The 22831-nt window shown below is 65.9% G+C and carries 25 protein-coding genes and 1 other RNA gene; 17 read left to right on the forward strand and 9 right to left on the reverse strand.

The annotated features are described in order from the left end of the window. Positions 1-32 precede the first annotated feature (32 nt). The 4 genes from P1X14_RS13300 (at position 33) to ffs (ending at position 1908) form a co-directional block, all read left to right on the forward strand. Positions 33-494: a carboxymuconolactone decarboxylase family protein gene (locus tag P1X14_RS13300; protein ID WP_277315867.1), complete on the forward strand. Its 462-nt coding sequence runs from the start codon at positions 33-35 to the stop codon at positions 492-494. Beyond that, positions 494-1354: a sigma-70 family RNA polymerase sigma factor gene (locus P1X14_RS13305; RefSeq protein WP_277315868.1), complete on the forward strand. Its 861-nt coding sequence runs from the start codon at positions 494-496 to the stop codon at positions 1352-1354. Before P1X14_RS13300 ends, P1X14_RS13305 begins: the two co-directional genes overlap by 1 nt. A 79-nt stretch (positions 1355-1433) precedes the next feature. Then, on the forward strand, positions 1434-1742 hold the full coding sequence (locus P1X14_RS13310) for a hypothetical protein (RefSeq protein ID WP_277315869.1): 309 nt from the start codon (positions 1434-1436) through the stop codon (positions 1740-1742). A 68-nt stretch (positions 1743-1810) separates the two neighbouring features. After that, positions 1811-1908: signal recognition particle sRNA small type (gene ffs / locus P1X14_RS13315), an RNA gene on the forward strand. 104 nt (positions 1909-2012) lie between these two features. Here the strand turns inward: ffs and P1X14_RS13320 are convergent. Both P1X14_RS13320 and P1X14_RS13325 read right to left on the reverse strand, forming a co-directional pair. Then, on the reverse strand, positions 2013-2504 hold the full coding sequence (locus P1X14_RS13320) for a hypothetical protein (protein ID WP_277315871.1): 492 nt from the start codon (positions 2502-2504) through the stop codon (positions 2013-2015). After that, the gene (locus tag P1X14_RS13325) at positions 2501-3094 is read right to left on the reverse strand and encodes a phage tail protein (protein WP_277315872.1); all 594 of its coding nucleotides are present in this window, start codon (positions 3092-3094) and stop codon (positions 2501-2503) included. Before P1X14_RS13325 ends, P1X14_RS13320 begins: the two co-directional genes overlap by 4 nt. A 30-nt stretch (positions 3095-3124) precedes the next feature. On the opposite strand from P1X14_RS13325, the gene P1X14_RS13330 reads away from it, so the two are divergent. Genes P1X14_RS13330 through P1X14_RS13340 form a run of 3 tightly spaced genes read left to right on the forward strand, consistent with a single transcriptional unit; the run spans position 3125 to position 5398 of the window. Then, entirely contained in the window at positions 3125-4738 is a 1614-nt protein-coding gene (locus tag P1X14_RS13330) for a DNA polymerase III subunit gamma/tau (RefSeq protein ID WP_277315873.1), read from the forward strand. Position 4739: 1 nt separating this feature from the next. Continuing rightward, positions 4740-5063, forward strand: coding sequence for a YbaB/EbfC family nucleoid-associated protein (locus P1X14_RS13335; protein WP_277315874.1), 324 nt, complete (start codon positions 4740-4742; stop codon positions 5061-5063). Between the two features lie 56 nt (positions 5064-5119). Then, complete coding sequence (locus tag P1X14_RS13340; RefSeq protein WP_277315875.1) at positions 5120-5398, forward strand: hypothetical protein; 279 nt, start codon at positions 5120-5122, stop codon at positions 5396-5398. 6 nt (positions 5399-5404) lie between these two features. Here the strand turns inward: P1X14_RS13340 and mtgA are convergent, their stop codons facing one another. From mtgA to P1X14_RS13360, 4 genes are all read right to left on the reverse strand, one after another. Continuing rightward, positions 5405-6082 (reverse strand): monofunctional biosynthetic peptidoglycan transglycosylase, encoded by a 678-nt coding sequence (gene mtgA, locus P1X14_RS13345; RefSeq protein WP_277315891.1) that lies wholly within the window; start codon positions 6080-6082, stop codon positions 5405-5407. Positions 6083-6464: 382 nt separating this feature from the next. Beyond that, positions 6465-7082, reverse strand: a complete 618-nt coding sequence (locus P1X14_RS13350; RefSeq protein ID WP_277315876.1) for a hypothetical protein — start codon at positions 7080-7082, stop codon at positions 6465-6467. 49 nt (positions 7083-7131) lie between these two features. Next, the gene (gene rpoH, locus P1X14_RS13355; protein WP_277315877.1) at positions 7132-8034 is read right to left on the reverse strand and encodes an RNA polymerase sigma factor RpoH; all 903 of its coding nucleotides are present in this window, start codon (positions 8032-8034) and stop codon (positions 7132-7134) included. A 70-nt stretch (positions 8035-8104) separates the two neighbouring features. Further along, entirely contained in the window at positions 8105-9058 is a 954-nt protein-coding gene (locus P1X14_RS13360) for an RluA family pseudouridine synthase (RefSeq protein WP_277315878.1), read from the reverse strand. Between the two features lie 19 nt (positions 9059-9077). Here P1X14_RS13360 and P1X14_RS13365 point away from each other — a divergent pair, with 19 nt between their 5' ends. The 4 genes from P1X14_RS13365 (at position 9078) to P1X14_RS13380 (ending at position 13516) form a co-directional block, all read left to right on the forward strand. Then, positions 9078-9482: a M67 family metallopeptidase gene (locus tag P1X14_RS13365; RefSeq protein ID WP_277315879.1), complete on the forward strand. Its 405-nt coding sequence runs from the start codon at positions 9078-9080 to the stop codon at positions 9480-9482. A 145-nt stretch (positions 9483-9627) separates the two neighbouring features. After that, positions 9628-10899 carry a hypothetical protein gene (locus P1X14_RS13370; RefSeq protein WP_277315880.1) on the forward strand — a complete coding sequence of 424 codons (1272 nt, stop codon included), beginning with the start codon at positions 9628-9630 and terminating at the stop codon, positions 10897-10899. Continuing rightward, positions 10899-12218, forward strand: a complete 1320-nt coding sequence (locus P1X14_RS13375) for a tetratricopeptide repeat protein (RefSeq protein WP_277315881.1) — start codon at positions 10899-10901, stop codon at positions 12216-12218. The genes P1X14_RS13370 and P1X14_RS13375 overlap by 1 nt, the downstream gene beginning before the upstream one ends. A gap of 14 nt (positions 12219-12232) precedes the next feature. Continuing rightward, positions 12233-13516: a tetratricopeptide repeat protein gene (locus P1X14_RS13380; RefSeq protein WP_277315882.1), complete on the forward strand. Its 1284-nt coding sequence runs from the start codon at positions 12233-12235 to the stop codon at positions 13514-13516. Here the strand turns inward: P1X14_RS13380 and P1X14_RS13385 are convergent. After that, entirely contained in the window at positions 13513-14232 is a 720-nt protein-coding gene (locus P1X14_RS13385; protein ID WP_277315883.1) for an energy transducer TonB, read from the reverse strand. The genes P1X14_RS13380 and P1X14_RS13385 overlap by 4 nt on opposite strands. A gap of 129 nt (positions 14233-14361) precedes the next feature. Between P1X14_RS13385 and P1X14_RS13390 the strand changes: the two genes are divergently transcribed. Continuing rightward, positions 14362-15006 (forward strand): histidine phosphotransferase family protein, encoded by a 645-nt coding sequence (locus P1X14_RS13390; protein ID WP_277315884.1) that lies wholly within the window; start codon positions 14362-14364, stop codon positions 15004-15006. Here P1X14_RS13390 and P1X14_RS13395 read toward each other — a convergent pair. Both P1X14_RS13395 and P1X14_RS13400 read right to left on the reverse strand, forming a co-directional pair. After that, on the reverse strand, positions 15003-15938 hold the full coding sequence (locus P1X14_RS13395) for a hypothetical protein (protein ID WP_277315885.1): 936 nt from the start codon (positions 15936-15938) through the stop codon (positions 15003-15005). The two genes, P1X14_RS13390 and P1X14_RS13395, sit on opposite strands and share 4 nt — an antisense overlap. A 120-nt stretch (positions 15939-16058) precedes the next feature. Next, positions 16059-17282 carry an RtcB family protein gene (locus P1X14_RS13400; RefSeq protein ID WP_277315886.1) on the reverse strand — a complete coding sequence of 408 codons (1224 nt, stop codon included), beginning with the start codon at positions 17280-17282 and terminating at the stop codon, positions 16059-16061. A gap of 306 nt (positions 17283-17588) precedes the next feature. Between P1X14_RS13400 and P1X14_RS13405 the strand changes: the two genes are divergently transcribed. The 5 genes from P1X14_RS13405 to P1X14_RS13425 all read left to right on the forward strand — a co-directional run bounded on the left by P1X14_RS13405 (position 17589) and on the right by P1X14_RS13425 (position 22741). Next, entirely contained in the window at positions 17589-19907 is a 2319-nt protein-coding gene (locus P1X14_RS13405) for a chemotaxis protein CheA (RefSeq protein ID WP_277315887.1), read from the forward strand. Next, the gene (locus tag P1X14_RS13410; protein WP_277315888.1) at positions 19907-20338 is read left to right on the forward strand and encodes a chemotaxis protein CheW; all 432 of its coding nucleotides are present in this window, start codon (positions 19907-19909) and stop codon (positions 20336-20338) included. Before P1X14_RS13405 ends, P1X14_RS13410 begins: the two co-directional genes overlap by 1 nt. An 89-nt stretch (positions 20339-20427) precedes the next feature. After that, entirely contained in the window at positions 20428-20793 is a 366-nt protein-coding gene (locus P1X14_RS13415; RefSeq protein WP_277315889.1) for a response regulator, read from the forward strand. Between the two features lie 20 nt (positions 20794-20813). Next, on the forward strand, positions 20814-21878 hold the full coding sequence (gene cheB / locus P1X14_RS13420) for a chemotaxis-specific protein-glutamate methyltransferase CheB (protein WP_277315890.1): 1065 nt from the start codon (positions 20814-20816) through the stop codon (positions 21876-21878). Continuing rightward, entirely contained in the window at positions 21875-22741 is an 867-nt protein-coding gene (locus P1X14_RS13425; RefSeq protein WP_346770456.1) for a protein-glutamate O-methyltransferase CheR, read from the forward strand. The genes cheB and P1X14_RS13425 overlap by 4 nt, the downstream gene beginning before the upstream one ends. Positions 22742-22831 lie beyond the last annotated feature (90 nt).

The raw sequence follows: 22831 nt of genomic DNA on the forward strand, positions 1-22831 counted from the left end.
ATGCATTCGGAACCCAACCGAAAGGACATGACATGGATACCCGCCTGAACCCCTTCGCCGCCGATCCCGCCACGATGAAGGCGTTCATCGACTTCAGCATGGGGATCAGCCCCAATCTGATCGATCCGCACCTGGCTCATCTGGTCAAGATCCGCGCTTCGCAGCTCAACGGCTGCGCGAACTGCCTCCACATGCATGCCGCCGAAGCGCGCAAGGACGGAGAGAGCGAGGACCGCATCCTGCTGACCGGTGCATGGGAAGAAGCGCCGCTCTACACTGATCGCGAACGCGCCGCGCTCGCCTGGACCGACGCACTGACGCTGCTCGGCGAAAGCCATGCGCCGCGCCACGTCTATGACGAGCTCACCGCGCATTTCAGCGACGACGAGATCGTGAAGCTGACCATGACCATCGCACTGATCAACGCCTGGAACCGCTTTGGCGCGGGCCTGCGCATGACCCAGAGCTTCGGCGTGCGGAAAGCGGCTGCCTGATGGGCAACGCGGCCGAGAGCTTCGATCCCATCCGCCCGAGGCTGATCCGGGTGGCGTACCGGATGCTGGGATCGGTCGCGGATGCCGAGGATGTGGTGCAGGATGCCTTCCTGCGCTGGATGGCCGCGGATCGCGATGCGGTGAAGGAGCCTGAGGCGTTCCTTCGCCGCGTCGTGACCCGGCTGTGCCTCGATCAGCTCAAGTCCGCCCGCGCCCGGCGCGAGACCTATGTCGGGCCTTGGCTGCCCGAGCCGGTGGTCGAGGCCGAAGACGAGGTGGAGGACGTGACCCTGCCGCTGCTGATCGCGCTCGAACGTCTGTCGCCGCTCGAACGCGCGGCCTTTCTGCTCCACGACGTGTTCGGCATCGGTTTCGACGAGATCGCCGAGACGATCCAGCGCGATCCCGCCGCCTGCCGCCAGCTCGCCAATCGCGCCCGCGCGCATGTCCGTGCCGATCGCCCGCGCTTCGACATGCCCGAGGCGCATGGCATGGAGATCGCAGCGGCCTTCTTCGCTGCCTCGCGCGAGGGTGACATGAGTTCGCTGCGGGGCCTGCTTGCGCAGGATGTCGAATTCTATTCGGACGGCGGCGGCAAGCGGTCCGCGGGACTCAAGCCGATCTTCGGCATCGACAATCTGATCAAGCTCCACGCCAGCCTCGCGCGTTTCTTCACCGGTGGCCAGTCGCGGCTGCTACGCTATGGCCGGATCAACGGTCTGCCGGGCTTCGTCTCGATGGAGGCGGATGGCGTGATCCAGACGACTGCGCTGGATATCGCCGACGGGAAGGTGAGGGCGATCTACATCGTCCGCAATCCCGACAAGCTGGCGCATCTGGAACCGCGGGCGCTGCACTGAGCCCGCGGAACCATTTGCCCTCTCCCGGCGTCGAACCCCCAAGCGGGGTTAACGGCCTGTCAGTCAGGAGAGTGCATTTATGAAGATCCTCCCCCTTGCCGCTGCCGCGGTGCTTGCGGCGTTTGCGGTTCCCGCCAGCGCCTCGGTCGCGGTCAGCCCAGCCGCCGCACCGATTTCCGGTTCGCTGGTGACCACGATGATTGGGGCGAGCGGCAGCGCCGCCCTCGAACAGGATCGCCGCTATGGCCGCGACCGCCGCTATCAGCGCGACCGCCGTTACGAGCGCCGTCATCACGCCCGCCGCAGCTATTGGAAGCGGACTTGCCGCACCTATTGGCGTAACGGCCACCGCCAGCGCGATTGCCGCCGGGTGCGCTACTGGCGCTAAGCCGCTGAGTTGGGGCGGCCTCCGGGTCGCCCCTCTTGCGTCGGGGATCGGCTTCCACCATATGCCCGCCCGGGAGTCGGGCGGACGTGGTCGTCGCCAACCTGGTCAGATCCGGAAGGAAGCAGCCACAACGATTTCGCCGCGGGTCGTTCCGGCTCCCACCGCAGCCGCCAAGATTTAGCGAAGCTAAAGCGCGATAAGCGGCTGCGCGGCCGGCGGCGCGGAAAGCGCCGACCGACGACGCGGCTTTGCCGCGGCGCTATTCGAGCATTACCCGATCGCGTTGCGATAATATTGGCGGCGGGCCTCGCTCATTGTGAAAATGTCGCTTTCGCTCCAGCCATAGGCCTTTGACAGCGCCACGACATCCTCCAGGATCGCGATGCCGCGCCGGCTTATCCTCCGCCATAGAATTTCGTCGATGTTGATCCCTGCCATCCAGTCATGCGCGCAACTGGTGCAGGACAGTGCGGCTTCGGGTGCGGGATCGACTTCCAACTGCTCGGCGCGAAGCGTGAATTCGATACGCTCGCCGCAGCGGGGGCAGGTCGCCTCCAGCGGCATCGATTGCCCGAACAGATTGACGTGAAGGGCCAGGAGCCGCGTATGTCGCGATCCTGCATCGAGCGCAGCGAGTTCGGCCTGTGTCGCGTCCGGAGACTCTGCGGCCAGCATGGCAAGGGTCCGCGTCTCGGGCGTGCCGTCGATATCCGCTTCGCAGATGGCAAGGATATAGGAGGGGCTGGGTTCGCGCGCGGTCATTGGCTGGCCGGCAAGTTGAAGTTGGGTTCGCCGGGTTCCGATATCGACATATCCCGTTCCCAGCCTTCATTTTCGAGCTTGAGCATGCTGATCGCGACCGCATTCCCGTTCGCATCCAGCTCGGGTAGCGCGACGAATTCGGACGGCCAGCAGCGATAGATGTTGTAGGCGATCACCCTCTGTCCGGCCTCGTTATAGACTTCCAGGGCGATGTCCTTGCGGAAGTCCTTGAGAGAAACGGCAGGATCGCCGGTTTCGGCATTCTGATAATCCCAGACCTTGTTCGCCCACTGCTCGAACGCCGGGTCATGGGTTACCCCGCGCTCCAGCGTGATCGCGGCGTACTCGCTCTGGCCTGGCATCCGGCGGGGCGTTGCGGGATCGCCGCCTGCGCGGTGAGTCACCACCTGCGTCGTTCGCGTGAGCGCGGAAACCTTCGAGATGCCGGCGACATATTTGCCATCCCATTTCAGCCGGAATTTGTAATTCCGGTAGGGATCGTAGCGATAGGTCGCTTTGGGGAAGTCGGTATTTTCCGGCATATTCGTGCAGCCATATATCAGGACAGTCCGTCGGTCAGCCTTCGACATTCGCGGGGCGGTGGACTAGATATGCGCGAGATGTCCGATTCCTTCCTTGGCCTCGACGAACCGCCCCAGCCGCAAAAGGCTGAGGCCTATCGCGTCCTTGCCCGCAAATACCGGCCGCAGACCTTTTCCGAGCTGATCGGGCAGGATGCGATGGTCACCACGCTGGGCAATGCGATCAAGCGTGACCGGCTGGCGCATGCATTCCTGCTGACCGGCGTTCGCGGGGTGGGCAAGACCTCGACCGCGCGGCTGATCGCCAAGGCGCTCAACTGCATCGGGCCGGACGGGCAGGGTGGGCCGACCATCGATCCGTGCGGCGTGTGCGAGCCGTGCCGCGCCATCGCCGAGGGACGCCATATCGACGTGATCGAGATGGACGCCGCGTCGCATACCGGCATCGACGATATCCGCGAGATCATCGAGGCGTCGCGCTATTCGGCGGTCTCGGCGCGCTACAAGATCTACATTATCGACGAAGTTCACATGCTCTCAAAGGCCGCGTTCAACGGCCTGCTCAAGACGCTCGAGGAACCGCCGGCCCATGTGAAATTCCTGTTCGCCACCACCGAGGTGAACAAGGTGCCGGTGACGGTCCTGTCGCGCTGCCAGCGTTTCGACCTGCGCCGCATCGGGGCGGACAAGCTCGCCGCGCATTTCGCCTATGTGTGCGAAGCCGAAGGCGTCGAGGCCGAGCCGGAAGCGCTGATGCTGATCGCGCGTGCGGCCGAGGGTTCGGCGCGCGATGGGCTGTCGATCCTCGACCAGGCGATCGCCCATGCGGGAATCGAAGGCGACATGGTTCGTACCGAAGCGGTGCGGGCGATGCTTGGCCTGTCGGACCGCGGCGCGATCCGCGATCTGTTTGGCTTGCTGCTGTCGGGTGACGCGTCGGCCGCGCTGGCGTCGCTGCGGGGGCAGTATGACCTTGGCGTCGACCCGCAGGGCGTGCTGCGCACGCTGTTGGAGACCGTCCACGCCACCACGCTGATGAAGCTGGGCACCGAAGCCAATCCGGCCCAGTCGGCCGAGGAAGTGAAGGCGCTGGAGCGCTGGGCCGCGGGACTGAGCTTCCCGATGCTCCACCGTTTGTGGCAGCTGATCCTGCGCGGGCATGATGAGGTGGCGCGTGCGGTGCTGCCGATCGAGGCGGCCGAGATGGCGCTGCTCCGCGTGATCCATGCCTCACAGCTTCCCGATCCGGGCGAACTGGCGCGGCAGATCGCCAGCGGCGCGATTGCCGCGCCCGCGCCGGGTGCTCCGTCGGCGAGCGCCGAACCGGCCATGCCGCGCGACATGGCCGAGCTTGCGCAGCATCTGGAGACCAACAACCGTTACGGGCTTGCCGAGCAGGTCCGCCATTTGCTGCGCCCGATCCGGTTCGAGGGGACCGAGGTCGAATTCACCTCGTCGCGGCCATTGCCGATCGATTTCGTCCGCGAGCTTTCCGCCGCGATGCGCGAAACCACCGGCAAGAACTGGAAATTGCTGACGGGATCGGACACTGGCGGACAGACGTTGCGTGAGATGGAGGCCGAGAATGCGGCTGCCGAGCGCAATGCGGTGCTGGCCTCGCCTCTGGTGGCGGCCGCGATGGAAGCCTTTCCGGAAGCCGAGCTGATCGGCTGGACCAAGACAGGAAGTTGAGATGAAGAGCCTCGAAGACATCATGGCCATGGCGCAGAACGTCCAGGCCGAACTGACCAAGGCACAGGCCAATCTCGATACGATCGAGGTCGAGGGCGTGTCGGGCGGTGGCCTGGTCAAGATCCGCTGCTCGGCGAAGGGCCGCATCCTGAGCATGGATATCGACGATTCGCTGCTGAGCGTGTCGGAGAAGGGCATGCTGGAGGACCTGCTGGCCGCGGCGTTCAACGATGCGCGGGCCAAGGCCGATGCCGCGTCGCAGGAAGCGATGGGCAAGATGACCGCGGGCCTGCCGCTCCCGCCGGGCTTCAAGCTGCCCTTCTGACGGAACAGCCGCGCACTGCCTTCGTTGGGACCGCAAGGTTCCACGAGGAGGCTCGCATGAGCGACGAAGTGACGAAGGTGGGCGGAGAGCCCTCGACGGTGATCATCGAACGGCGCGGCGGTAGCGGTGCCGGGCTGCTGATCGCGGTGATCCTGCTGGTCGCGGTGGCGATCGGCGGGGTCTATCTGTTCACGCAGGGCAAGAACGACGCGATCCGCACCGAAGCGATTTCCGACGCTGCCAAGGGCGTCGAGGGTGCGGCGGACAAGGTCGGCGATGCTGCCGACAGAGCCGGAGACGCGATCAGCGGCAGCGGCGAGAAGAAGAAGGAATAGCGTCGGTTATTTCAGGCAACCGTCCAACCCGTCGCCGCGTACCACGCCGATGCGCGCGGTGATCGAATTGCCGTAGCGGCGGGTGAAGCCCTTCGGGTCGATCCCGGCGCGCTTCTTGGGCAGGGGCAGGACGGCGGCGATCTGCGCCGCCTCGCGCGGGGTCAGCTTCGAGGCGTCATGCCTGAAGTAGCGCTGTGCACCCGCATTGACACCATAGGTGCCGATGCCGGTCTCCGCGATGTTGAGATAGACCTCCATGATCCGCCGCTTGCCCCAGATATTTTCGATCAGGACGGTGAAATAGGCTTCCAGCCCTTTGCGGAAATAGCCGCCGCCTTGCCACAGGAACACGTTCTTGGCGGTCTGCTGGCTGATGGTGGAGCCGCCGCGGATGGTCTTCTTGCCGGTCGCGTTGCGCGCGGCGGCGGCGGCGATGGCGCGATAGTCGAACCCGCCATGCTCGCAGAAGCGCGCATCTTCGGCGGCGATCGCTGCGCGGGCCATGTTGGGTGACATTTCGCTGAGCGACATCCAGTCCTTCCGGACGCCGTTGCCCGCGAAGATATCCCCGATCATCGTCCAGGTGATCGGCGGCGGCACGAAACGGAAGATCACCACCATCAGCACCGACAGCAGCACGAACGCGCCGACGCCCTTGGCGATCCAGATGCCGATGCGCGCCAGCCATGACCGGGCCTTGCGCGGCCTGGCCGGGGCCTCGATCGCTTCGATATCGGGCAGCGGGCGCCGGCCGAGCGGGATCGGCGCGGCGGCGGGAGGCCAGCCCTGCGGGGTGGAGACCTGAACCGTGGTGGCCTGCGCGGCGGCGCGTGGCGGCGGCGCGGGTTCCGGATCGAATTCCAGCCCCTCATCCGGTTCCGGCGCGTTGCCCGGTTCGAACGGATCGATGGCGGGTTGCTCCCAGTCCGGCTTCTCCGGTTCGGGGGGCAGTTTGCCGTCCGTTTCGTCGCCGTTCTGATCGCTCATGCAATGCCATTTGCCCGGCCCGCGCGCGGCGGGCAACCTGCATCAACTGTCCCGCGCGTCCCGCGACGGGTTTTCGGGATCAGTCGAGCGCAGTGCCGTCATCGGGGCAATAGCGCGTGCCCGCGGGCAGTCCCTTGCCGCATTGCGGGCAGTTGGTGAGCGGCGCTTCGGGTGGCCGGGCGAGGGCACCGCGCACGCGCTGCGCTACCTCGGCCTCGCGCCCGCTATAGGTGAGCCACGCCATCACCGCCGATGCCAGCAGTGCAAGGATCGCCAGCCAATAGCCGTATTCCCAGTCGACCTGGATCATCGCCATCGCGGCGGTCACGTCGTTGCGCGCTGCCTCGGCGCGAAGGGGCGCTTCGGCGAGCAGGCTTTCCTTGCTGTAGCGAATCGTGCCCACCCAGATGAGGAGCGTTGCTACCAGCGAAGTTCCGATCACCAGCGCCGCCTTGCCTCGGCTGCGCTGGGTGAAAGCCACCGCAAAGCCGATTGCCACCACGATCAGCGCCAGCATCACTAGCGGATTGGCCGTTGTGTTCGATAGCGAGGGATCGAGATGAGAGGTGAAACGGCCAAACGCGATGCCGAAGCCGGTCGCGCCGACGATCTTGGTGCCGGAACAGGAAACGGTCAGCCACGGAAGGACGAAGGCGACCAGCGCCAACCCCTTGGGAATCTTGATCCATTTCCACATGGGCTGTTCCTCCCATCACGCCTGTGACGGGAGGAACGCTATGCCCATATCAGGCGGTCAGCAACCGCTTCTCGCCGGCGATGCGCATCATCGCCTTCTGGAGCTTCTCGAAGGCGCGGACCTCGATCTGGCGCACACGCTCGCGCGAGACGCCATAGACCTGCGAGAGTTCCTCGAGGGTCTTGGGATCGTCGGTCAGGCGGCGCTCGGTCAGGATGTAGCGCTCGCGCTCGTTGAGGTCCTCCATCGCGTCGACCAGCATCGAGTGGCGGACGTCCGCCTCCTGAGCTTCGGCCACGACTTCGTCCTGAAGCGCGCTGTCGTCCTGCAGCCAATCCTGCCACTGACCCTCGCCATCCTCGCGCATCGGCACGTTGAGCGACGTGTCGCCGCCCATCGCCATGCGGCGGTTCATCGAGGTGACTTCCTCCTCGGTCACGCCCAGATCGGTGGCGATCTTGGCGAGATGCTCGGGGGACAGGTCGCCATCCTCGAACGCGTCGAGCTTGGCCTTCATCCGGCGCAGGTTGAAGAACAGCTTCTTCTGCGCGGCGGTGGTGCCCATCTTCACGAGCGACCAGCTGCGCAGGATGAATTCCTGGATCGAGGCGCGGATCCACCACATGGCGTAGGTCGCCAAGCGGAAGCCCCGGTCGGGCTCGAACTTCTTCACGCCCTGCATCAGGCCGATATTGCCCTCGGAGATCAGTTCCGAGACGGGCAGGCCGTAGCCGCGATAGCCCATGGCGATCTTCGCCACGAGTCGCAGGTGCGACGTCACGAGCTGCGCAGCGGCCTCGGGGTCGCCATGCTCCTGGAAACGCTTTGCAAGCATGTATTCCTGCTCCGGCTGGAGCAGGGGAAACTTCTTGATCTCAGCCAGATAGCGGTTGAGGCTCGCCTCCCCGCCAAGCGCGGGGATCGTCGCCGGGACGTTGCTTCCGCTAGCCATGATCACTTCTCCCTTTCACTGGGCAGACCGCCTTGTTCCCTGAATAGGCGAACATTCGGTCTGCCGAAAATCATACGATGAGGTTATCGAACAGTTCCTGCATATCCGCAGGTATTTCGCTATCGAACGCCAAAGCGTTACTTTTCACCGGGTGGATGAACCCCAGATGGGCCGCATGCAAGGCCTGGCGCCGGAAATTCAGGGTTTCCAAAACCTGCCGATGCGACTTGCGGGTACTGCCATAAACCGGGTCTCCGATCAGCGGATGGCCGATCGATGCCATATGGACGCGCACCTGATGGGTCCTGCCGGTCTCGAGCCGGCATTCCATCATTGCCGCGTCACGAAGCAGGCGCAGCTTCCGCCAGTGCGTGATCGCGTGCTTGCCCTGACTCTCGCCGACGATCGCCATCTTCTTGCGATTGCTGGACGAACGGCCGAGCCGGGCTTCGATCCTTCCTTCCGCGGCCGAAGGATTGCCCGCGACGATCGCCTTGTAGCGGCGATCGATCGTGTGCGCCTTGAACTGCTCGGCCAGATGGACATGCGCGCGGTCGGTCTTGGCCGCGACCATCAGGCCCGACGTATCCTTGTCGATCCGGTGGACGATCCCCGGCCGCGCCACGCCGCCGATGCCGGAAAGGCTTCCCTGGCAATGGTGCAGCAGCGCGTTGACCAGGGTCCCGTCGAGATTACCCGCGGCGGGGTGGACGACCAGCCCCGCCTGCTTGTCGATAACGATCAGATGCTCGTCCTCGAACACGATGTTGAGCGCGATATCCTGCGCCTCGTTATGCGCGGGCTCCGGGTTCGGGATGGTCACGTTGAACAGCGCGCCGCCGACCGCCTTCTTCTTCGCGTCGCGGATCAGGCCATCGGGGCCGGAAACCTGCCCGGCGGCGATCAGCACCTTCAGTCTTTCGCGGGAAAGGATCGGAAGCGCATCGGCAAGCGCACGGTCGAGACGCCAGCCATCGGCCGTGTCCGCAATGCGTGCTTCGTGCGTAGTCACCCCCCGGTCCATTATGTAGGTGAAGATGGGTATGCGGTGCAGAATTTCAAGGTGCGTTGCCGAAACAATACGCTCCGACGCGCGGGCTGCGGCGCCGCGCGAGGCGTGCGGATTGCTGTTCGGCGCGGCGCGTGAAATCACGGCGGCGCAAGTTGCTGAGAATGTGTCGGAAACGCCGGAAACACGGTTCGAGATCGATCCCCGGGCGCTGTTCGCGGCGATGCGTTCCGAGCGTTCGGGCGGGCCTGAGATTGCGGGATACTGGCATTCGCACCCCAGCGGCGACGCGACGCCTTCGGCTACAGATGCGGCGATGGCGGCGCCCGACGGCAAGCTGTGGCTGATCGTGGCGGGCGAGGCGATTACCGCGTGGCAGGCGGGCGAGGGCGGGCTGCATGGGCGGTTCGAGGCGGTGGAACTCGCCGTCGAAGACTGAAAACCTGACGCGATATCCTTGAAAACACCCCCCAATCGGGGATTCCGCCTCGTCTCCTCCAAATGGAGGATGCCGCGATCGTCGCGCTCATCGAGAGATGGAGCGAGACGATAGGAGTGGCGTGATGGTTGCGGCATTTGTTCGAATGGCTCTGGCGAGCTTGCTGGTTCTGGCGGTGCCTGCGCACGCGCAGAGTTCCGCATCACCTTCGCTCTGGAACCCCACGCTCGAGCGCAAATGCGCGGCGAAGGATGCGGTCGCCTGCTTCACGCTGGGCGAGACGCTGACCGCGGGACGCGGCGTGGCGGCCGATCCGGTGAAGGCGCAGGCGGCGTTCGTTCGTGCCTGCGATGTTGGCGTTGCCGAGGGCTGCTACATCGTCGCGACGCGGCGGTCGGCTGCGGGCGACGCAGCGGGTGCGATGGCGATGTATCGCAAGGGATGCGAGGCCGGGCTGGGCGAGGCGTGCATGCCCGCAGCGATGGGCCTGTGGAAGGCACGTTCGGGCACCGGCGACGAGAATGAGAAGCTGGCGGTCCTGTATTTCGATCGCGGCTGTACGCTCCGCCAAGCCGATTCCTGCCTCTATCTCTCGCAGATCTACAGCGGCAACCGGCGGCCCTATAATGGCGGCACCGATATCGTGGCTTCGATGCGCTATGCCGTTGCGGCGTGCAATGCGGGCAGCGGCGAGGCGTGCGGGCTGGCGGGCGACCGGGCGCGCAATGGCCATCATGGCGGGCGGCCCGATCCGGTGATGGCGGAGCGCTATTCGAAGATGTCCTGCAACATGGGCTATGGTGGAGGCTGCATGACGCTGGGTCTGATGGCGACCCAGCGCGACGACTGGACCTCGGCGCGCGATTTCTACGCCCGTTCGTGTCAGCTCGACCGCTATCCGCCCTCGTGCAAGGTGGTGGGCGATATCGATCGCTATCTTGCCGACAAGTCGCGCTACGATGCCGAGATGACACGGCGGACCCAGCGCAACCAGGCCGGGCGCGCCAAGGTCGACCAGCTGCTCGCCGCGGGCAATTATGGCGGGGCGATGGACACCGCCGCCTATGAGCTGGGCAGCACCGATCAGGTGAACCGCGTGATCGTGGCCGCTGCGGCGGCGGGGCGGATGGGGGACCTCAACGACATCTACATGGTGGCGTTCGACAATTGGTCGCTGACCGGTCAGGCACGCAGCCTGCTGACCGCGGAGAATAACCGCCGCATCATCGCGGCCCGACGCCCCGCGATGCTGGGGTCGGCGGCGAACAGCCGGACCTGGACCTCCAGCGGATCGTCCAGCTTCACCAATTCGGTACCGGCGGCACAAATGCCGCGCATCAGCGAGAGTGACATTTACCGAAACGCACGCGAGAATACCCGAAGCACCTATTGCAGCGCCGGATGGGGATGCCGGTGATGGGCGGATCGGGAGTGGATGCGATGCTGAAGCGGTTGGGCGTGCTTGTCGCGGCGGGTTTCCTCGGATGGAGCGCACCGGCGGCGGCGCAGACGAACTGGTCTCCGGCATTGGAAGGCAAATGCGCCGCGAAGGACGCGGTGGCGTGCTGGACGCTGGGCGAGACCCTGCTCAAAGGGCAGGGTGTCACGGCCGATCCGAAAAAGGCGGTCGGTGCGTTCGTCCGCGCCTGCGATCTCGGCGTGGCCGAGGCTTGCTACATCGCCGCGACACGGACCGATCCCGAGAAGCGCGGCACAAATGCCGATGCGATGGCCGCGGCCGGGCTGTTCACCAAGGGATGCGAGGCCGGGCTGGGCTCGTCTTGCCTGTCGGCCGGCATCTATACCGAACAGGGCTGGGGCGTATCGAAGGATCATCCGCGTGCACTGATGCTCTACGAGCGCGGCTGCACGCTGCGCGACGGCGAGAGCTGCCGCTACCTCAGCCAGATCTGGGCGTTCGGCGAGGCGATCAACAACTCGCGCACAGACGGTCCGAAGACGCTCGACTGGTCGGTCAAGGGCTGCAACGCCGGGGACGGTCCGTCCTGCGTGACGGTCAGCTGGCTCTATGCCGGCAATATGGGCATCGGCTTCAATCAGGCCGCGGGCGAGCGTTATGCTCGGATGGGCTGCGGCCTGGATCATGCCGATAGCTGCTACAATCTCGGCTACATGGTCTTTCAGCGGAAGGACTATGTCGAAGCGCGCAACTTCTACGCCCGTTCCTGCCGCCTGCCGGGCGGGCGCGATACGGCAGGGGCCTGCAAGACCGCGGGCGATCTCAACACCTTTCTCGCCAATCGCAGCGACGAGGATGCCCGCTACGAAGCGACCCAGCGTGCGCGGGCGGATGAGATCACCCGCCTGCTGGGCAGCGGCGATTATAACGGCGCGATGTACCGCGCCGCCTATGGTATGGGCAGTATCGAGCAGGTGAACCGCATCCTGCTTGCCGCCAGCAGTGCGGGTCGCCTGCCCGAGATCGACGATATCTATTTCGTCGCCTTCCAGACCTGGAACATCAGCTCGCAGGCGCGGAACATCGTGACCGCCGAGAAGCGCCGCCGCGATGCCGCGCAGCGTCAGGCCGCGCGTCTGGCACCTGCCTATGGCGGATCGAGTTCGTCGTGGAGCTGGACGCCGTCCAGTTCCTCGTCCTCCTCGTCGAGCGGTAGCACCTATACGCCGCCGCGGATCAGCGAGAGCGACATCTATCGCAACGCGCGAGAAAATACGCGCACCACCTATTGCAACGCGGGCTGGGGCTGCCGCTGACGGGAGATGATGGGATGCTGAAGCAGGGGATCCGGGCGCTGGCGGTTGCGGCGCTGCTGTGGGCGGCGCCGTCGCTGGCCCAGCCCGCCGCACAATCGACCTGGAATTCGACGCTGGAGCGCAAATGCGCCGCAAAGGATGCCGCGGCCTGCTGGACGCTGGGCGAGACGCTGACCGCCGGGCGTGGCGTGGCGGCGGATCCGGCAAAGGCGCTGGGGGCCTTCACCCGTGCCTGTGACCTGACCGTGGCCGAGGCCTGCTACATTGCTGCATCGCGGACCTCGAGCGCAGGCAATCCTTCGGGCGCGTTCGCGCTGTTCAAGAAGGGATGCGAGGCGGGGCTGGGCGACAGCTGCCTCTCCGCCGCGATCCGCACCGAGACCGGGAACGGCGTGCCGGCCGATCCGCGGCTCGCACTGGCCTATTACGAGCGCGCCTGCACGCTGCGCGAAGGGGATAGCTGCCACTATCTCGCGCAGATCTGGGGCAGCGGCGAGAAGGGCGAGCGGCGGGTGGATATCCGCAAATCGATGCAGTTCGCCGAGATGGGCTGCACCGCGGGCCGCGCCGATTCCTGCGTACTGGCCGGATGGCTGGCGCAGGGCAATCTGGGCTATCCGAAGAACGAGACGGTCGCCGACCGCTTCTCCCAGCTCGGCTGCAACATGAACCATCATGGCGGGTGCATGAATCTGGGCTATCTCGCCGGCGAGCGCCGCGACTGGCTGACCGCGAAGAAATGGTATGGCCGCGCCTGCGCGATCAATCGCGACCCGACCGCATGCAAGGCCGAGCGCGATATCGACGAATATCTGTCCGACAGGGCGCAATACGACGCGCAATGGGCAGAGTGGAACCGGAAGCAGGCCGCGGGCAAGGCGCAGGTGGATGGCTTCCTCGCCAGGGGCGACTATGCCGGGGCGATCAACCATGCATCCTATGTGATGGGCAGCCCGGAACAGGTGTCGCGCGTGCTGATGGCGGCGCAATCTGCGGGCAAGATCGACGAGATCGGCGACATCTATTTCGTGTCGTTCCAGACTTGGCAACTCACGGCACCGGCAAACCAGCTGGTGCGCACCGAGAAGCATCGCCGCGACAACCGGCCCCGCGAGGTCATACAGCTTTCGCCAGTCTATGGCGGGTCGTCGTGGAGCTGGACGCCGTCGTCCTCTTCCTCGTCGTCATCGTCGACCACCAGCTATAGCGCGCCGCGGATCAGCGAGAGCGAGATCTACCGCAACGCCCGCGAGAATACGCGCAGCAGCTATTGCAACGCCGGCTGGGGCTGCCGCTAACCCTGATTGGCCAGCCGGCGCATCACCTCGCCATAGGGCTTGAATACGTCGATCACCATTTTCTCCGGTGATTTCCGGCAGCTGGCGATCGCGTCGTCGAAGCGCTTGCGGAAATCCGCCACGGTCGAGGTGAGTTCGGAGGCCGTCATCCCGGTCAAGCCGCCGCGGCGCGATAGCATCGCGACGCCCAGCGACATGTGGAAGAACTCGTCGCCTTCGCCCTTCTCGCCCCAGGTCGCCTTCCACCAGTCCTGATCGAGCACGAACTGCGCGCAGCCATAGCGCAGGATCCCGCCGCCCTTGCCGGGCGAGCGCAGATTGCCGAAGTTGAACGGGATCCGGGCAGGGATCGCGATCGGCTTGCCCTCGGCATCCTTGGCCGGTTCGTAGACCGACGCACTGGCGGATTCGAGCGCCAGCCGGTCGAGCGTGGGCGAGCGGCTGCTCTTGGTCACCTTCGCTTCGCTGACGCGGCCGTCGACCCCGATGATCCCGGTGACCTCGACCGCGCCATGCTCGCCGATCGCGCGCGATGCTTCGGGCAGCTCGGCGGGCGGGCCGTCCTTGAACTCGGGGCGGGTCTTCACCTTCGTCCTGTTCGCGATGGCCTCGGCCATGGCGGGGGAGGGCGCTTCCTGCTGTGCGGTGGCCTTGGGCACATCCTGAAATGACGGTGCGGCAAAGGCGAGCGCGGAAGCGGCAACCAGCGTGAACATCGAAATCCCCCCAGCGGCAGGTCTGCCGCGGGCCCAATCTACCGGCCTGCGCTGCGCCTCGCAACGCGCAGGCGGGTTGCGGGTTACGCGATGCTGGGCCAAAGAGTCGGAAACGCCGGAGCGCAGCCCTTGAACATCACCCCGACCGACTTCGCCAGCCTGCTTTGCTCAAGGCTCTGCCACGACCTGCTCAGCCCGGTGGGCGCGCTCAACAACGGGCTGGAACTGCTCGCCGACGAGCATGATCCCGAGATGCGCCAGCGCTGCCTGGAACTGCTCAACGAAAGCGCGCGGGCGTCGGCGAACAAGCTGAAATTCTTCCGTCTCGCGTTCGGCGCGGCCGGCGGCTTCGGCGAGACGGTCGACACGCGCGAGGCGCAGGCGGCGATCGAGGGGCTGTTCGGCGACAATCACCGCATCAATATCGGCTGGATGGTCGACGAGCCGGTGCTGGCCAAGCAGGCGATCAAGGTGCTGCTCAACCTTGCGCTGATCGCGGGCGACGCGCTGATCCGCGGCGGCCAGCTCGATATCGGCGCCGAACTGGTGACCGGCAATATCGAGATCGTGGTCCGCGCCGACGGTCCGCGCATCGTGCTCGACCCCGAACTGCGCAGCGCGCTGGCCGGCGGCAAGGACGATGTGCCGATCACTCCGCGCGCCGCGGCCGCCTATCTGGTTCACGCGCTGGTGACGCAGGGCGGCGGCGCGCTGCAGGTCAGCCCGCCGGATGCCGAAGTGCTGCTGTTCGGGGCGTCGTTCCGGGTCGGCTAGATCAGATCGGCCAGCAGCGCCGTGGTCGTCGCGGCGATGGATTCGAGACCGGCCTCGCGCGATTTTCCGTAATAGTCGGAGACGCGATAGCCGATGCCGATCGCTGCGAGTTCCACTTCGCCTGCTGTTTCCGCCGTCGCGATGGTGCGCCGAAGATGGCGAACCAGATAACATGGGCCATTATGCATTATCGTGGCGTCGTCGACGGGTGCGCCATCGGACAAGATGACCAGGAGGCGCCTTCCGGCGGGAACCTGAGTCAGCCGTGCAGCAGCCCATTCGAGCGCTTCGCCGTCGACATTTTCGCGAAGCACATCCGGATGCACGAAGGCACGTTGCGATTCCGCGGTCCATTCGGGCTCGTCCATCGCCTTCCAGACGACATGCAGCAGCGCGCATAACCGGCCCGGCCGCGCCGGCATGCCGTTCTTGCGCCAGTCACGAAAGGCAAAGCCGCCGCGCCATCCGGCGGTGGAAAAGCCCAGTATCTCGTGGCGGATGCCCAGTTGCGAGAGTGCCGTCGAGACGGCGGCGATCGCGGCTGCCGTCGCTGCGATCGGGGCGCCCTTCATCGATCCCGACTGGTCGATCAGCAACGTTACCGCGAATTCGTCCGGCTCGGCTCCTTTGACCTGCAGGGCATTGGCCAACACAGCCACAAGCGTGCCGGGTGGCGGCTGATCGGCGGCGCAGGCTTCCGCCATCGATCGATTTGCTGCCCAGCCGGTGCCGCGACGATCGCTCCACCCCTCGTAGAAGTCGGCGCTGGCATCGCGAAGGCGCGCGGGGATGTCGGTAGCGCGAAGTTCGAGATCATGGGCGCGTGACCATATCCGATAGGGCTCGTCCTCAGGCCCGTCCGGAACCTGCTTGTTCGCCCGGTACTTGCGCAGGCTATCCCAGAGGATCGCAAGCGCGACCAGCGCCAGCACGGGCATGCCGAGCGAACCGGCGAGGTGGGACCAATCGATTGTCGGCGTCATGGTGGCGAGCGTGGCGCAACGCGGCGGCGAAGTCGACCGGCGCGCCCTTACGAACGCGCCGGCCTCCCGTCACCCCTTGATGTTGACGATCTGCCGCAGGCGGTGGCGGATCGCCACCAGGTCCTGTTGCGCGGCCATCACGGCGCCGATGTCCTTGTAGGCGGCCGGGCTTTCGTCCAGCACGCCTTCGTCCACCCGAGCCTCGATGCCCTTCATCGCCTCGGCATGCTGCTCCAGCGTGATGCGCTTCTTGGCTTCGCCGCGCGACATCACCCGGCCTGCGCCGTGCGAGCAGCTGCAGAACGACTGCTCGTTCCCCAGCCCCTCGACGATGAAGCTGCCGGTGCCCATCGAACCCGGGATGATCCCGAGCTCGCCAGCCCGCGCGCTCACCGCACCCTTGCGGGTCACCCACACACGCTCCCCGAAATGCTGCTCGCGGGTCGCGTAGTTGTGGTGACAGTTGATCGCCTGCTTGTCGGTCTTGAATGCCGGAAGGTGCTTCCGCAGCGCCTCCAGCACGCGGAGCATCATCAGCTCGCGGTTCGACATCGCGTAATCCTGCGCGAAGTGCATCGCCTCGATATAGTCATCGAAGAGCTGCGAGCCTTCGCTCAGGAACGCCAGGTCCTTGTCGGCCAGATGGAAGTCCAGCCGCTCCTTCGCGATCGCCGTCTTGGCGGCCTCGATGAAGTAGGTCCCGATGCGATTGCCGGTGCCGCGCGAGCCGGAGTGGAGCATCACCCACAGCCGGTCCTCCTCATCGAGGCACACCTCGATGAAGTGGTTGCCGCCGCCCATCGATCCGAGCTGATCGCTGGTCTTGCCATCGATCTTCGGATGCCGCGCGGCGATCTTGCGCCAGCGGTCCTCGAACCGGTCGTACCAGGCGCGCGCGATCGAGTTCGGCGTGATGCCCCAGCCGCCCTTCACATGATTGGCGGTCTGGCTCGACTCCATGCCCTTCGGCACTGCACGCTCGATCTCTGCACGGATCGCGGAGAGGCTGTCCGGCAGCTGGCTGGCGGTGAGCGAGGTGCGCACCGCCATCATGCCGCAGCCGATGTCCACGCCAACCGCGGCCGGCACGATCGCCGCCTTGGTGGCGATCACCGATCCGACGGTCGCGCCTTTGCCCCAGTGCACGTCCGGCATGCCCGCGACATGACCATGCACGAACGGCAGGCTGGCGACGTTGCGCAGCTGCTGCATCGCACCGGCCTCGAACGGGCCTGCGCTGTCCCACAGCTTGAGCGGTACGCCCGCGGTTTCGTGATGGCTGTACTGGGTCATGATTCACTCCTGTCTTCCGCTTTGGCTGCAGATGTCAGGGGTGTTCCGGCGCTATCCGGATTCCGCGCGTATCGCAGATGCTCCCGCCTCTGAAGGAGCTACACCCCGAACGGGGTGCAGCGCCCCGTTCGTCACCGTTCGACGGCGACCGATAGAGTTTCGAGGCGGATCTGCGTTCTCATAGTGCGCGGGCCGATAGCCGAAGATCGGACGGAAGGGAAGGCTACGTGTTTCCGCAGCTGTCCACTAACCGCGAATTAACCCTCTTGGGCTCAATGTGACCCGCGCAAATTTGCCTGGGGCCACATGGACGACCTGCTGCAAGAATTCATCGCGGAGACGCGCGAGACGCTCGAAGCGCTTTCGGGCGAGATCGTCGCGTGGGAATCCAGCCCGGACGACAAGGGCCGGCTCGATGCGATCTTCCGCTTCGTGCACACGGTGAAGGGAAGCTGCGGCTTCCTCGATCTGCCGCGCCTGGGCCGCCTGAGCCATGCCGCCGAGGATGTGCTGGCGCAGGTCCGCGCTGGCGACCGCGTGCCGGATCGCGCGCTGGTCAACGCCGTCCTCGCCATCGTCGACCGGATCGGCGAACTGGTCGAGGCGATCGATTCGGGCACGTCGCTCGACGATAGCGGCGACGAGCTGCTGGTCGCGGCGCTGGCCGAAGGCGCCGAGGAACTGGTTCAGGCCGTGGCGCCGGGCATCCAGCGCGGTGCCTCACGGTCGGTCCGTCTCAATGTCGAACTGCTCGACCGGATGATGTCCGGCATGTCGGACATGGTGCTGGCGCGCAACGAGCTGGCGCGCCGCCTGCGCAGCGGCGAGATCGATCCCGCGGTGGAAGCCGCGCTCGAACGCCTGTCGCTGACCGTGGGCGAAATGCGCGACACCGTCACGCGCACCCGCATGCAGAAGATCGATGCGCTGTTCTCCGCATTGCCGCGCATGGTGCGCGATACGGCGGCGGGGCTGGGCAAGTCGGTATCGCTGCATATCGAAGGTGCGGACGTCGAGCTGGATCGCGAGATGATCGAGGTCATGCGCGATCCTTTGGTCCATATCGTCCGCAATTCGATCGATCACGGCATCGAAGGCCCCGCCGAACGCCGCATGTCCGGCAAGCGCGAAAATGGCCGCCTGATCGTTTCCGCCCGCCAGTCGGGCAACCAGATCATCATCGAGATCGCCGATGACGGCCGCGGTATCGACACCGACCGGCTGATCAGGAAACTCTCCGCCAATGGCGTGCGTAGCGAGCGCGAGCTTCAGGCGCTGTCGGACAAGGCCAAGCTGGCTTTGGTGTTCGAGCCGGGCCTGTCGAGCAAGGACGAAGTGACCGAGATTTCGGGCCGCGGCGTCGGCATGGATGTGGTCCGCGCCTCGATCGAGCAGATCGGCGGCCGGGTCGATCTGGACAGCACGCCGGGCAAGGGCCTTCGCATTGCGATCCATGTGCCGCTGACGCTCTCGATCATTTCCGCCATCGTCGTCGGCGTGGGCAAGCAGCGCTTTGCCGTGCCGCGTCAGGCGATCGAGGAAATCGTGACCGAGCGCGGCGATGCGATCCGCGTCGACATGGTCGGCGGCACCCGTGTGGCCACCGTTCGCGACCGCCGCATCCCGCTGGTCGACCTTGCCGAACTGCTCGGCATCGAGGGTTCGGGGCCGGACTATGTGAGCAGCGGACAGATGCTGGCGATCGTCAGCGTCAGCGACGGCAGCTATGCGCTGGGCGTCGATACCGTGCTCGATAACGAGGAACTGGTGATCAAGCCTGCATCGCCCGCGGTCATGTCGACCGGGCTGTATGCCGGCCAGACGTTGCCTGACAGCGGGCTTCCGATGCTGATGCTCGATTGCGCGGGCATGGCAAGCGCCGCCAAGCTCGATTTCAGCCGCGACGCACACCGCAATTATGACGAGGCCGAGGAAGAGGCCGAGGTTCCGGGCACGCCCGCCTTGCTGTTCCGAGATCTCGATGGCGTCCGCCGCGCGGTGGCGCTGGGCATCGTCGATCGGGTCGAGCAGGTCGATACCGGCGCGATCCGCTTCTCGGCGGGCCGTCAGCGTCTCGCGATCGAGGGCCGCATCCTGCCTTTGGTCGCGCAGGGGCAGATCGCCGGCGACAGGCTGAGTGTGCTGCGCCTGAAGGATGGCGAGGGCGAAGTCGCCTATGCGATCCAGGAAGCGCTCGATATCGTCGTGCTGCCCGAGGAACTGGCCCCCGCGCGCAAGCCGGGCGTGGTCGCGGGCGTGGTGCTGCTCGATGGCGAACAGGTCGAGCTGCTCGACGCCTATTGGGTGTTCGGCGAATATGGCGAGGACGAAGTCGAGGAGGAGGGCGGTCCGCTCTGCCTGCTCAGCGGCGATGCCGATGGCTGGATGGCCTCATTCGTCCGCCCGATCCTCGAAGGCGCGGGTTATCGCGTGAAGACCGAGCTGGCGCCGGGCGAAACCGCGTCGGTGGTGCTTTCGACCGAGGATATCGCCGTTGCCGGAGCCGCCGCGCCGGTGGTGCGCCTGCGCCGCCGCAAGGCCGCCAAGCCGGGTGACGACAGCATCTATCGCTATGATCGCGAAGGACTTTTGTCCGCACTCGAAGCCCGAGTGGGAGGCCGCTAATGTCGCATCTCTATCTCATCGCGCAGATCGCCGGACGCACCGTCGCGATCGATTCGGATCAGGTTGAATCGGTGGTCGATATCGGCGAGGTGACTGCCATTCCGCGCGCTGCCGATCATGTCCGCGGCCTTGCCGCGTTGCGCAGCCGCGTGGTGACGGTGGTCGACACCCAGTCGGCGCTGGGCCTGGCCTCGAACGGACCTGAAGCGCGCCGGGCGGTGATCACGCTGATCGATGGCCATCATTACGCGTTGCTGGTCGACGCGCTCGACGATGTGGCGCCGTTCGACCCCGCCCCGCTGGCCGGCGGAGTCGCGCTGGACAGCGCATGGCGGGCAGCCGGACGCGGGATCGTGGAGCGCGACGGCGAGCCGATTCTGGTGGTAGACTTGGCCTCGCTGGTGCCCGGTCACGCCGTTGCGGCGGAATAGCAGTTAGATTTTGCGCAATTAACGGCGCGCTTACGGATTTCGGGCAGAATTGCCGCAGGGATCGCCCCAACAGGGAACTGGGTTTTTATATGAAGACTTGCCTCGTCGTCGACGACTCCAAGGTCATCCGCAAGGTTGCCCGGCACATCCTCGAGACGCTCGACTTCGAAGTGCGCGAGGCCGGTGACGGTCGCGAAGCACTCGACAGCTGCATGGCAGCGGTCCCCGACGTGGTCCTGCTCGACTGGAACATGCCGGTGATGAGCGGGATGGATTTCCTCCGTGCGCTCAAGGATTCGGGCATCCAGCGGAAGCCCAAGGTCGTGTTCTGCACCACCGAGAACGGCATGGCCTATATTCGCGCCGCCATCGAAGCCGGTGCCGACGAATATGTGATGAAGCCGTTCGATCGGGAAACGCTCGAAAGCAAGCTGCAGATCGTCGGCGTCGCCTGAGCCGGGCGAGGGAGCCGATCATGGCCTTGCAACTCGACATCGCCGGCCCGGCGGCGAAAGCCGCCATGCCCGCGCGGGTGCTGATCGTCGACGACTCGGTCGTTGCGCGATCGGTCCTCGGCCGGATGATCGACGGCACGCGCCGCTTCATGGTGGCGGGTGCGGTCAGCGATGCGCATGCCGCGCTCCAGTATCTGAAGACGCAGGAAGTCGACATCATCCTGCTCGATATCGAAATGCCGGGCATCGACGGGCTGACCGCATTGCCGGACCTGTTGGCGGCGGGACGCGGCGCGAAGGTGCTGGTCGTTTCCTCCTCGGCCGACGAAGGCGCTGCGGCGACCGTGCAGGCGCTGGCGCTGGGCGCGGCGGACACGCTGGTGAAGCCCGGCGTCGGTGCGTTCGGCGGCCGCTTCGCCGAAGTGCTCGAAGAGAAATTGTCGCGGCTGGTGGAGTCGCATGTCGAAGCCCCGGTCGTGCATCAGCCGACGCGGCCAGCGGTGAGCGACGATTACGATATCGTCGCGATCGGCGCCTCGACCGGCGGCATCCACGCGCTCAGCCAGTTGCTCCGCGCGATTCCGGCCAGTTTCCAGGTGCCGATCCTCGTCACCCAGCATCTGCCGCCGAGCTTCATGAGCTATTTCGCGGCGCAGCTCGCGGTGCTGGGCAGCCGCCCCTGCGAAGTGGCGACCGATTGCATGCGCATCCGGCCCGGCCGGATCATCGTGGCGCCCGGCGAAGCGCATATGCGCGTCGTGCGGATGAGCGAGGGCGCGGCGATCCGCCTGACGCATGAGAAGTCGTATAGCGGCTGCATGCCCTCGGTCGATCCGATGTTCGAATCGATCGCCGATGTGTTCGGCAGCCGCGCGCTGGCCATCGTCCTGTCCGGTATGGGCCGTGACGGGTGCGAGGGTGCCAAGAACCTGGTCGATGCCGGTGCCCGGATCGTGGTGCAGGATCGCGAAAGCTCGGTCGTGTGGGGCATGCCCGGCGCGGTCGCATCGGCAGGCCGCGCCAGTGCGGTGCTGCCCCCCGACGAGATCGGCCGGCTGGTCGCCAGCCGCAGGCGGCTGTCGTGAGCATTCCGCCGATGCAATCGCCCGCATCCTCGTCCGCCGCGAACAACATGATTGCCGCGCTGCTCGAACAGCGCACCGGCCAGCAGATCGCCGCCAATCGCGCCTGGCGGATCGAGACAGCCCTAAAGCCGCTGCTGCGCGAGCGCGGGCTGAACACGCTCGACGAGCTGGTGACCCAGCTGATGGCGACGCGGACGGGAGAACTTTCCGATATGGTGGTGGATGCGCTGCTCAATCAGGAAACCAGCTTCTTCCGCGATGCCGCCGTGCTCGACATGGTGGCGGACGCCGCGCGCGAGCTTCAGGCCGAGACCCCGCACAAGCGCCTGCGCATCTGGTGTGCGGGTTGCTCGACCGGGCAGGAGCCGCTGAGCCTTGCCATGCTGTTCGAAGAGCGCAGCGTGACCAATCCCGGCACCCAGCCGGAAATCGTCGCCACCGATATCTCTCTCGGTGCGCTGGCCCGGGCGAAGTCGGGCAAATTCTCGCAGTTCGAGATTCAGCGCGGGCTTTCGGTCCGCCGGATGATGAGCTGGTTCGAAGGCAATGGCAGCGAATGGACCGCCAATGCCGAACTGGTCCGCAAGGTGCAGTTCCGCCAGCAGAACCTGGCCGGAGATCCGCCGCCGCCGGGCAAGTTCGATATCGTGCTGTGCCGCAACGTCCTGCTCTATTTCTCCGGATCGCTGCGCAAGCAGGTGTTCGACACGCTGTTCAGCGCGGTTCGTCCCGGCGGCATGCTGGTGCTGGGGGCAGGGGAGACGGTGATCGGCCAGACCGACCAGTTTGTGCCGAGCGACCGGTTCCGCGGCTTCTATCATCCCGCAGCGCCCAAAGCCGACGCCCTGCGCAAAGCGGGCTAGAGTTTTTGTAACGCTGCGCTGAGCATCGGTGCCGGCCCGCTCCCCCACCCGGCCTCCCATCCAGCATATTCTGTGGGAGGCCGGGTGGGG

It is taken from the genome of Sphingomonas sp. AOB5 (assembly GCF_029433115.1).
Lineage (GTDB): Bacteria > Pseudomonadota > Alphaproteobacteria > Sphingomonadales > Sphingomonadaceae > Sphingomonas.